Source organism: Streptomyces sp. NPDC104814 (assembly GCF_055583185.1).
Genome location: NZ_JBVJOL010000014.1, coordinates 149265 through 158626 on the forward strand (window position 1 = coordinate 149265; position 9362 = coordinate 158626).

The 9362-nt window shown below is 72.2% G+C and carries 4 protein-coding genes; 1 reads left to right on the top strand and 3 read right to left on the bottom strand.

What is annotated here, in order from left to right:
- Nucleotides 1-53: 53 nt before the first annotated feature.
- Nucleotides 54-4256, bottom strand: a complete 4203-nt coding sequence (locus tag ACZ64A_RS33920; RefSeq protein WP_469815773.1) for a type I polyketide synthase — start codon at nt 4254-4256, stop codon at nt 54-56.
- A gap of 247 nt (nt 4257-4503) precedes the next feature.
- On the opposite strand from ACZ64A_RS33920, the gene ACZ64A_RS33925 reads away from it, so the two are divergent.
- Nucleotides 4504-5538 carry a hypothetical protein gene (locus tag ACZ64A_RS33925; RefSeq protein WP_469815774.1) on the top strand — a complete coding sequence of 345 codons (1035 nt, stop codon included), beginning with the start codon at nt 4504-4506 and terminating at the stop codon, nt 5536-5538.
- 289 nt (nt 5539-5827) lie between these two features.
- On the opposite strand, the gene ACZ64A_RS33930 is transcribed toward ACZ64A_RS33925, so the two are convergent.
- Nucleotides 5828-7426, bottom strand: coding sequence for an FAD-dependent monooxygenase (locus ACZ64A_RS33930; protein ID WP_469815775.1), 1599 nt, complete (start codon nt 7424-7426; stop codon nt 5828-5830).
- Between the two features lie 358 nt (nt 7427-7784).
- Entirely contained in the window at nt 7785-8831 is a 1047-nt protein-coding gene (locus ACZ64A_RS33935; RefSeq protein WP_469815776.1) for an NAD(P)-dependent alcohol dehydrogenase, read from the bottom strand.
- Between the last annotated feature and the right edge of the window lie 531 nt (nt 8832-9362).

The following is a 9362-nucleotide window of genomic DNA, read 5'->3' on the forward strand; positions in this document are numbered from 1 at the left end:
CGGTTGCTCGCGGGCCGACCCGGGCCGGACGCGCGCGTCCCGCGCCGTGCGCGCTACCTGTGCGCGCCCTGCCGGGTCAAGTCCTCGCACAGGTCGGCGATGCTCTCGGCACCCAGGAGGCGTCCGGCGGTGATGTCCGTGCCGTGACTGCGCTGCAGGTGCAGCCGCAGCCGGGTCGCCATGAGCGAGTCCAGGCCGAGGTCCCGCAGGGACAGCCGCTCGTCGATGTCCGAAGGCCGCATCCCCAGCAGTGCCGCGGACTGCGCGACGAGCGTCTGCGCGGGCCCCTCCCGATCCGGACGGCCGGAGGAGGGCGCGGACGGGCGGGGACGAGCCCGGCCCGTGGCGGCGAGCACGCCCGCCTGCCCCTGTCCGACGGCGTGGGGCGGTATGCGGGCGTATTGCGTGCCGGCAGCACCGCCGAACGCCGCCGTCACCTTCCCTGCCAGACGGGTGAGCGGCGACGCGCACCGCCGGGTGAGAGCCGGCACGAGCGAGCGCACATGGGTCAGCGGGAGGGCCGAGGCTGGCAGCAGCGTGCGCAACTGTTCCAGGGGGCGGGCTGCGCGGGGCGCCCCCGTCAGGCGCCGCAGACGGATGCCGGAGAACCGTGCCAGAACACGGTGGTCCGGGGCGATCAGTACGACGTCGGCCTCGAGGAAGGCGCCGCTGTTCTCGGCCCGCACGGTGGCCACGCTCCAGAACTCGGGTTCCAGTTCCGCGTGGAAACGGACCGCGCCGAAGGACACGGGGACATGGGCGGCGTCGTCCTGGCCCGAGGCGGCTCCGGGGCGCGCCGCCAGGATCGTCTGCAGCCCCGTCTCCCAGCCGACGTGCGGGAGGGGCTTCGCCGACCGCACACGGGCCACGGCTTCACCGTCGCGCCGCCACACCTGCTGTGCCCCGCGGAACGGCTCGGCGATGTCGTGTCCGTGACGTTGTGCCAGCAGGAGGAAGTCCCGCCCTCCTACGTAGGTGCGGCACCGTGCGAGAGCGGCGTCGAGGGCGTCGGGGGCCAGGGTGGCGGGGGCCGAGGGCTCGGCGTCGCCGGTGTCCGCCCTGACCACTCGTCCCGACGCGCACAGCACCGGGTCCGCGGCTCCCCGCACCGAGGCCCGTACGGTCACGGAGCGGGCCGCAGGGTCTCCTTGCGGGTCTTCCTCCACCGCGACGTGCAGCATCGTGTCGCCGGCGGCGTCGACAGGCACGCACTCGTCACCCAGGTGCACGTCGCGCAGCTCCCACGGCGCGCCGGGGTCGGCCTCCTGTGCCGTTTCCAGCATCGCCGCCAGGTAGGCGACGGGCGGCACGGCCGCGATCCCGTGGACGGCCACGCCGTCGCCCCAGTCGGCCGTCGCGCCCCATGCCGCGAGGTCGATCTGCCGTACGTGGAGGGCGTCGGTGGAGGGGGACGTCGCGGGGCCGGCCGGTTCGTGCCGGTACTGAACGGCGTCCCACGAGTAGGTGGGGAGGGACGGCACGTTCCGCGGGCCGTCGCCGTACCACCGCCGCCAGTCCACGTGCCCGCCATGAGCGTGGAGCCGTCCGGCCGCCCGGGCGAGTTCGACGGGCTCGTCGCACGCACGGTGCAGTGACGCCACCGCGGAGGCGTCTGCGCCGGCCGCGCTGAGAGTGTCGTCCATGGCGGCGAGGAGGACGGGGTGCGGGCCGACCTCCAGGAAGACGGCATTGGTCTCATGGGCCGTTGTGCGGAGGGCGCCGGCGAACCGCACGGGGCGGCGCAGGTTGTCGGCCCAGTAGCCTGCGGTGAGCACGGGGGCGTCGCCTTCGTGGCCGTCCACGGTGGAGACCATGCCGGTCCCCGCGGGCGAGGGGGAGAGTCCGGCCAGTTCCCGTGGCAGTTCCTCACACACGGCGTCCATCTGCGGCGAGTGGGAGGCCACGTTCACCTTCACGGGGCGGCACAGGACGCCGTCCCGCTCCAGTTCGGTGCCGAGCGCGGTGAGGGCGGCCGGGTCGCCCGCGAGCACGGTGACGGTGGGGGCGTTCTCGGCAGCCACGCACACCGCGTCGCCGTAGGGCTCGGCGCGCCGGCGGGCCCGGTCCGCGGGAAGCTCGACGACGAGCATGCCGCCCTGTCCGGCCGTGCGCTGCATCAGCCGGCTGCGCCGGCAGATCACCGCCGCCGCGTCCTCCAGCGACAGGGCGCCCGAGACGTACGCGGCCGCGACCTCTCCCATGCTGTGTCCCATGCACCGGTACGGCTGCACGCCGCGTTCGCGCCAGGTGGCGGCCAGGGCCACCTGCACGGCCCACAGGACGGGCTGGACGACGTCGACGTCCGTGGGGAGCTCGGTGCCGGATGTCAGCCGGTCCACGACCGACCAGCCGAGCTCCTTGCGCACGGCCCGGTCGCACGCCTCCAGCGCCGACCGGAAGGCCGGTGCCGAGCGGTACAGCGCCCGGCCCATGCCCGCCCATTGCGCGCCCTGCCCGGAGAAGACGAAAACGGTCGGCCGGTCGCCCGCGGGGCCCGCGTCCGCCGTCCCCCCGTCGGGGATCGTCTCGCCGTCGGCGAGCGCTCGCAGCCGCCGTGACAGGCAGTCGTGGTCGTCCCCCACGACCCACAGGCGGTGGCGGTGCGTGTCACGGCCCAGGGCCGCGGCGGCGCAGATGTCGCGCAGACGGTGGCTGCGCCCGGCCCCGCCGGGGCCGAGGTAGTCGGCGTAGCGGGCGGCAAGTCGGCGCAGTGAGCCTTCTGTTCGCGCGCTCAGGACCAGGAGGTGGGTTCCGGTGTCCGTGGCGGTGGCGGTGGCGTCTGTGGCTGTGGCGTCTGTGGCTGTGGCGTCTGTGGCTGTGGTGGCGTCGGCCGGTTCCGCGAGGCTTGAGGCCGGGCGGGCACCCGGGGCGCGACGGGGGGCGCCGGAGGCCGGGCGGGCGCCGGATCGGCGACCGTGGCCGCCGAATTCGGAAGCGTGGGCGCCGGATTCGGAAGCGTGGGCGCCGATGACCACGTGGGCGTTGGTGCCGGACAGGCCGAAGCTGCTGACACCGAGCAGGGCGCGGGGCCCGGAAGGACTCAGCGACTGGTTGCGGGTCACCACACGCACGGGGAAGCCCTCCTGGGCAAGGAGGGGGTGCGGTTCCTCCACATGCAGCGACGCCGGGATGACCCCGTGCCTGAGGATCAGCACCGACTTGATCAGTCCCGCGATGCCGGCCGCGGCTTCGGCGTGCCCGATGTTGGTCTTGACCGATCCGGTGAGCACCGGCCTCCCGCTCGCCCCTTGACCCGCCGCCTCGGCGAGCGCCCGGAGTTCGACCTCGTCCCCGACGTGGGTTCCGGTGCCGTGGGCTTCGACGTAGTCCAGTTCCGACGGCTTGACGCCCGCGCTGGCGCAGGCCTCGCGCAGCATGTCGGCCTGGCCCTCAACGGACGGGCGGAGGAGCAGTCCGCTGCCGGTGCCGTCGTTGGTGACGGCGCTGCCGAGCAGGAGCGCGTGCACGGTGTCGCCGTCCCGCAGGGCGTCGTCGAGTCGCTTGAGCACGACCGCGCCCACCCCCTCGCTGCGGACGAACCCGTCGGCTCGGGCGTCGCCGAACCGGCACCGGCCCGCGGGCGAGAGCATGCCCCCTTGGGAGTAGGCGATGGAGTCGTGCGGGGACAGGATGAGATTGACGCCGGCGGCTATGCACAGGTCACTCTCGCCGGTGAGCAGACTCTGCCGGGCGGCGTGCACGGCGACCAGTGAGGAGGAGCAGGCCGTGTCGAGTACGACGCTCGGTCCGCGCAGGTCGAGGGCGTAGGAGACGCGGCCGGCCGTGACGGCGCGCAGCCGGCTGCCGACCATGCCGTGCACGTCGGGTTCGTCGGTGCGGGGGGCGGTGTCCGCGTACTCGGAGGTCGCCTGCCCGACGAACACGCCGCCCCGGCTGCCCGCGAGGCGGGAGGGGCGTATTCCGGCCGATTCGAGGGCTTCCCACACGACGTGGAGCAGGAGCCGCTGCTGGGGGTCCATGACGCGCGCCTCGGCGGGCGAGACTCCGAAGAACGCCGCGTCGAATCCGAAGGGGTCGGCGAGGAAGCCGCCGTGCCGGGAGACGGTCCGTCCGGGGGTCATGGGAGAGGCGTCGTAGCAGCGCTCGACGTCGAAGCGGTCGCGCGGGACCGGGGTCACGGTGTCGGCGTTGGTGATGAGGACGTCCCACAGGCCGTCGGCGTTCTCGATGCCCGGTAACCGGCATCCCATGCCGACGATCGCGAGGGGCGTCGGCGTCGACAGCTCAGTACGCATGTGTGACTCCAGGCTTTCCAGGCGCGTCAGACGATCCATCAGGGCGAGACCAAAAAAATACACTCCAGGCCATTAATGGCCTGGGATGCCCTCCAAGTCGTCCTGTAAACCCGCTTCAGACACTGAACAAAGCGGACATTCAACACCTTCGACCGCCAAGGTGTCGGAGTAAAAACTGTACTTGCGTTTATAAGTGTTCTCGTGTTTATGATTTTTCCACCGTTGCCGCAGCAGGTGAGGGGGATACATGGACGTCGACCCGATCGTTCCGCGGATGGGTGACGAGGAACTGGCTGCCTACCGGTTCCTGATCACCAGCGGCGGGGCCCGACCCGAGAGAGTGGCGAACAGCCTGGGATGGGGCGCGGGCCAGACCGAGCGAGTGCTGTCCCGGCTGAGCCGGATGAAACTGGCACGGTCCCACGAGACGGACCGCAGCGACTGGACCGCGGTCCACCCCGACATGGTCAGACTCCACTACGCCAAGCCGCTTTCGGGCGTCATCGACGCCTGGCAGGCCCAACTGGAGGGCCTGCGCGCCCAGCTCGACGCCCTCAGCGGCCTCTGCGCCCAGGAAGAAGGGGAAGGCGTCGCCCCCGTGGTCACCATCGAGGGCACGCCCGACATCCGCGACGCCCTCGCGGTCGCCGCGGGACGCTGCACCGAGGAGGTCCTGGCCGTGCAGCCACTGAGCCGGGGAATCGCCGCGCTCGCCCGGGACGTGGTGTGCCGGGACGGCGACCCGATGGCACCCACGGTCGGTGTAAGGGTCCTCCTCCCCCACCTGTCCCGGTACGACGCGGAGGTCCGCGACTGCACCGAGCGGATCTTCGCATCGGGCGGCGAGGTGCGCACCACCGCCGCGTCCTTGCCGCCGTTGCTGGTGTTCGACCGTTCCGTGGCCTTCCTCTTCGACGACGAGGACACGGACAGGGCGCACATGATCCAGCACAAGGCGCTGGTGGACTTCATGGTGCACATGGTGGTGAGCGCCTGGGCGAGCAGTGCCGTCTTCGAGCGGACGGGCGGCAACAACCGGATTCCGGAGTGCCTGACCCAGGAGACCAAGACGGCGATCGTCCGGCTGCTGGCGGCCGGCTACAAGGACGAGGTGGTCGCCAGGCGTCTGGGCATCGGGGTGCGCACGTGCCGGAAGTACATCGCCGAGTTGTTCGGTGAACTGGGGGCCGAGAGCCGCTTCCAGGCCGGCTGGATGGTGCGCGACCAGATGCTCCTGGCCGGTTCGGGCGAGGCGGAACCCGTCACCGCCCGGATGAACTGAGCCGGCGTCCGGCGGCCCTCGAGGGCTGCCGGCATCGAGCAAGGGCCTGCCGGCCTGGTGGCGACCACACGGTCCGCACCAGGCCGGCAGGCGTGTCGGCACCGTCCGCACCAGGCCGGCAGGCGTGTCAGCCCACACCGGCGTACGACCGCGACGGGCGTGCACCCGGAAGGATTCCGGAATTCCCTGCCGGGTTCGGCATCCGGAGGAGCGGCCCTGCGGCCCTTCACCGCGCGGGCCCCGGCGGCCGTCGGCTGCCGGGGCGCCGTCTTCCGCGCCTGCGGGCCGGTCAGCGCGCGAGTATCGCGCGGAGAACTGCCGTCAAGTCGCCCTCCGGATCATCCACTGCCTTCGGGCTGCGCCAGGCGACCACCGCGTCGGGACGGACCAGCACCGCACCCGTCGGTCCGACACCGTAGAGGTCGCACCAGGTGCCGTCGCGATCGGCGAGGTGCTCGCCGATCCGGTAGGTGTCCAGGCCGACCCCGAGCGTGCCGGCGGCCTTCTCCGCGGCGATGACCCAGTCGCCGGCCTCGTGGCCCGCCAGCAGCACGAAACCATGGCCGAACAGGTCGTGCGTGGACAACTCCCGTGTGCCGTCGGTCAGAACGACGTGCGGGGCGCGGCCGCCGGGACGCCCGGTGGGATGCCACGGGTCCTCCTGGAGACTGCCGTCGTCCCCGGCTTCCGTGCGGACCGCCGCGGAGTGGTAGCGAAAGCCCAGGTACTCCTTGGGCATGGGAACGGGAGCGTCGGGATCGGCCGGGTTGTAGCTGGCGGGCACGCGGCCCTCGGAGATCTTCGCCAGTTCCACCTCGCGCTCCACGGTGATGGTGACGACAGGGCGGCGCTCCGTCTCGTACGTGTCCAGCAGGCCGGGCCCGGCCTGCCCGGTGAGTACCAGTGCCAGCCGCCAGGACAGGTCGTAGGCGTCCTGGATGGCGAGGTTGCCGCCCTGTCCCCCGTTGGGCGGGCAGGCGTGCGCGGCGTCGCCGGCCAGGAACACCCGGCCGTCGCGGAACCGTGCGGCCAGCTTGTGGTTGATCGGGAAGAACCGGGCGTTGACGAAGGTGACGCCGATGCCGGGGTCGCCGATGGCGCTGCGGATCCGCTCCAGGCAGCGCTCCTCGGTGAAGTCCTCCGGGGTCTCGCCGCGTTCGGGGAAGTAGTCGACCCACAGGGTGTGCCGCTCGGAGCCGTCCAGGATGAAGCTGGAACCGCTGCCGGGCATCCCGATGACCTCGACCGCCCCCCTCTTCACGTACCGCGTCAGGTCGGCCTCGAACGTGATGATGTACATGTGGCCGATCGTCCCGCCGCCTTCGACGGCGATGCCGAGCATGTCCCGCACCTGGCTCGTGTTGCCGTCGGCCGCCACCAGATAGTCCGCCTCGACCGTGTACTCGCGGCCCGTGGACACCTCACGGAGCGTCGCGGTCACCTTCTCGTCGTCCTGGGCGACGGCGACCATCTCGGTACCGTGGCGCAGTTCCGCGCCGGCCTGCTGGGCGCAGGACCGCAGGATCTCCTCGACCCGGGCCTGTGAGATCCATGCGAGCGGCGGCACCGCGGACAGCCGGCGCGGGTCGGGCTGCCCGTCCTCCGGGTCGAGGAAGCGCCGTTGCGGATCGGCCAGGCACGTCCCGTGGCTGATGCGAGGCCACTGGGCGTCCCCCACGGCCGCTTCGAGACGCCGGCGCACACCGGGCAGGGTGTGCAGGAGTTCCTGCGAGCGGGTGTTCAGACCCCATGCTTTCGGCAGCGTGGAGCCGCCGGGACGCCGCTCCACGAGGAGCGGGCGCACACCGCGTGCGGCAAGACTCAGGGCCGTGGTGAGCCCGGTGTAGGCGCCACCGACGACAAGGACGGGAACTCGCTGGACTGACATGCGATATGCCTCCGTTGGCTACTGCGTAGGAGCGGGGACTGGAACCGGGCCGCAAGAGGGCCGGACATGACCGGGCCGGACCGGACGGCCTGTGGTCCGGTGACGAGGCGAACGGCGAGGGCACCGGCCCGGGAGGGGAACACGCGAGACGGAACCGGCTGGAACACCGGCGCCGGTGAGAGGTGCCACGGCGCGGAGTCGGCCGGGCAGGTGGCGGCCTTCCGTCGAACCGCCGTGGAGGAACCCGGTGTTCGGGTGGGTGATGACTGCCGCCCCTGGCGCCTTGCCGGGTCGCGGGCGCTGCGGGCGCTGCGGGCGTTGCGGGGGCGGACGGCCCATGGCGGCCCCGCGCTGCGGGTCAGGATGCGCCGAGTGTGGCGATGTCGAGGACGTACCGGTAGCGGGCGCGGGACAGGTTCTCCCAGGCGTCTGCGACCCGTGCCGCCGCGATGCGCTCGATCTCCGCGACGATGCCGTGCCGGGCACAGAAGTCGAGCATCTCCTGCGTCTCGCGGATGCCGCCTATGGAGGAGCCCACGATGGCGCGTCGGGCGCTCAGGAGAGAGAACGTGTTGTACGAGGCGACCGGATCGGCCGGTGCCCCGACGTTGACGAGCGTCCCCCCGACGTCCAGCAGTCCGAGCCACAGATCCAGGTCGAGGGGGGCCGGCACCGTGTTGAGGAGCACGTCGAAACGGCCCTGCCGGGCCGCGACCCGGGCACTGTCTCGCGTGTCCACGAACTCCGTGGCGCCGAACGCCAGGGCGTCGTTCTTCTTCTCGGGCGAGCGGCCCAGCAGCGTGACCTCGGCACCCATGACCGCGGCGATCTTCACGCCGAGGTGCCCGAGGCCGCCCATGCCGAGGACACCGACCCTCGTGCCGGGCCCCGTCCGCAGCCGGCGCAGGGGTGAGTAGACGGTGACGCCCGCGCACAGCAGCGGCGCCGCGCTGTCCAGTGGGAGCGCGTCGGGGACGGCCAGAACGAAGCGCTCCGCGACGACGATGGAGCGGCTGTAGCCGCCCTGCGTCACCGATCCGTCGTGGTCGCGGGCCGAGTACGTCGCGACGAAGCCCTCGACGCAGTACTGCTCCTCGCCGGACCCGCAAGGCCCGCACGTACCGCAGGAACCGACCATGCAGCCCACGCCCACCCGGTCCCCCGGAGCGAAGGCGGTGACCGCGTCACCGACCTCCGACACGACTCCGGTGATCTCGTGTCCGGGCACGAGGGGGAAGAGCGTGCCGCCCCAGTCGTCGTGACCGAAGTGCACATCGGTGTGGCAGACACCGCAGAACGCGATGTCGATCCGGACGTCGTCGGGGCGCAGCGGGCGCCGTTCGACAGCGGTCAGCGTGAACGGTGCTCCTTTGGCGGGCAGGCAGAGCGCGGTGGCGGTGGGCATGATGAGTCCTGTTTCCCTCGGCCGGAAGGGGCTACGGGCAGCCCTGGGGTCAATGTCGGAACGCCCCGGACGAGCCGGTGACGCCGCGGGAACGCACGACAAGCAGCTTGCCCGCCGGGACGGACCGTCCGCCATCACCGCCGAGTGCAGCAAGCTGTGGTGCAGTTTGCTGCACACCGAGGCCTCGGCGGGGGTGGCACTAACATGTGCGGCGGTGCGTCGCGAAGCCGTCCCCGGTGCGTGAACGCGCCGCGGTGACACGGCCGTTGCGCGGCCGCAGCAACCTGACCTGCGGCACCGAACCCAGGCCAGGCCTTCCCCTGACTCCGCGGCCGTACCGCCGTCTGCACCCGCCATGACCCGCTCGGGGGGCTGCAAGTCCCGTTGCGGGGCGACCTGTCCACGCGTTTTTGCGCCGTCACGACCGACAAGACGAAGGAGCATCGTTGAGCAGGCTGCGTTGGCTGACCGCGGGTGAGTCCCATGGTCCCGCACTTGTCGCGACGCTGGAGGGCCTTCCCGCCGGCGTGC

What these genes read in the sequence shown, in the direction of transcription:
- ACZ64A_RS33925 (WP_469815774.1), top strand. Translation starts at nt 4,504, where the DNA reads ATGGACGTCGACCCGATCGTTCCGCGGATGGGTGACGAGGAACTGGCT.
- ACZ64A_RS33920 (WP_469815773.1), bottom strand. Translation starts at nt 4,256, where the DNA reads ATGCGTACTGAGCTGTCGACGCCGACGCCCCTCGCGATCGTCGGCATG.
- ACZ64A_RS33930 (WP_469815775.1), bottom strand. Translation starts at nt 7,426, where the DNA reads ATGTCAGTCCAGCGAGTTCCCGTCCTTGTCGTCGGTGGCGCCTACACC.
- ACZ64A_RS33935 (WP_469815776.1), bottom strand. Translation starts at nt 8,831, where the DNA reads ATGCCCACCGCCACCGCGCTCTGCCTGCCCGCCAAAGGAGCACCGTTC.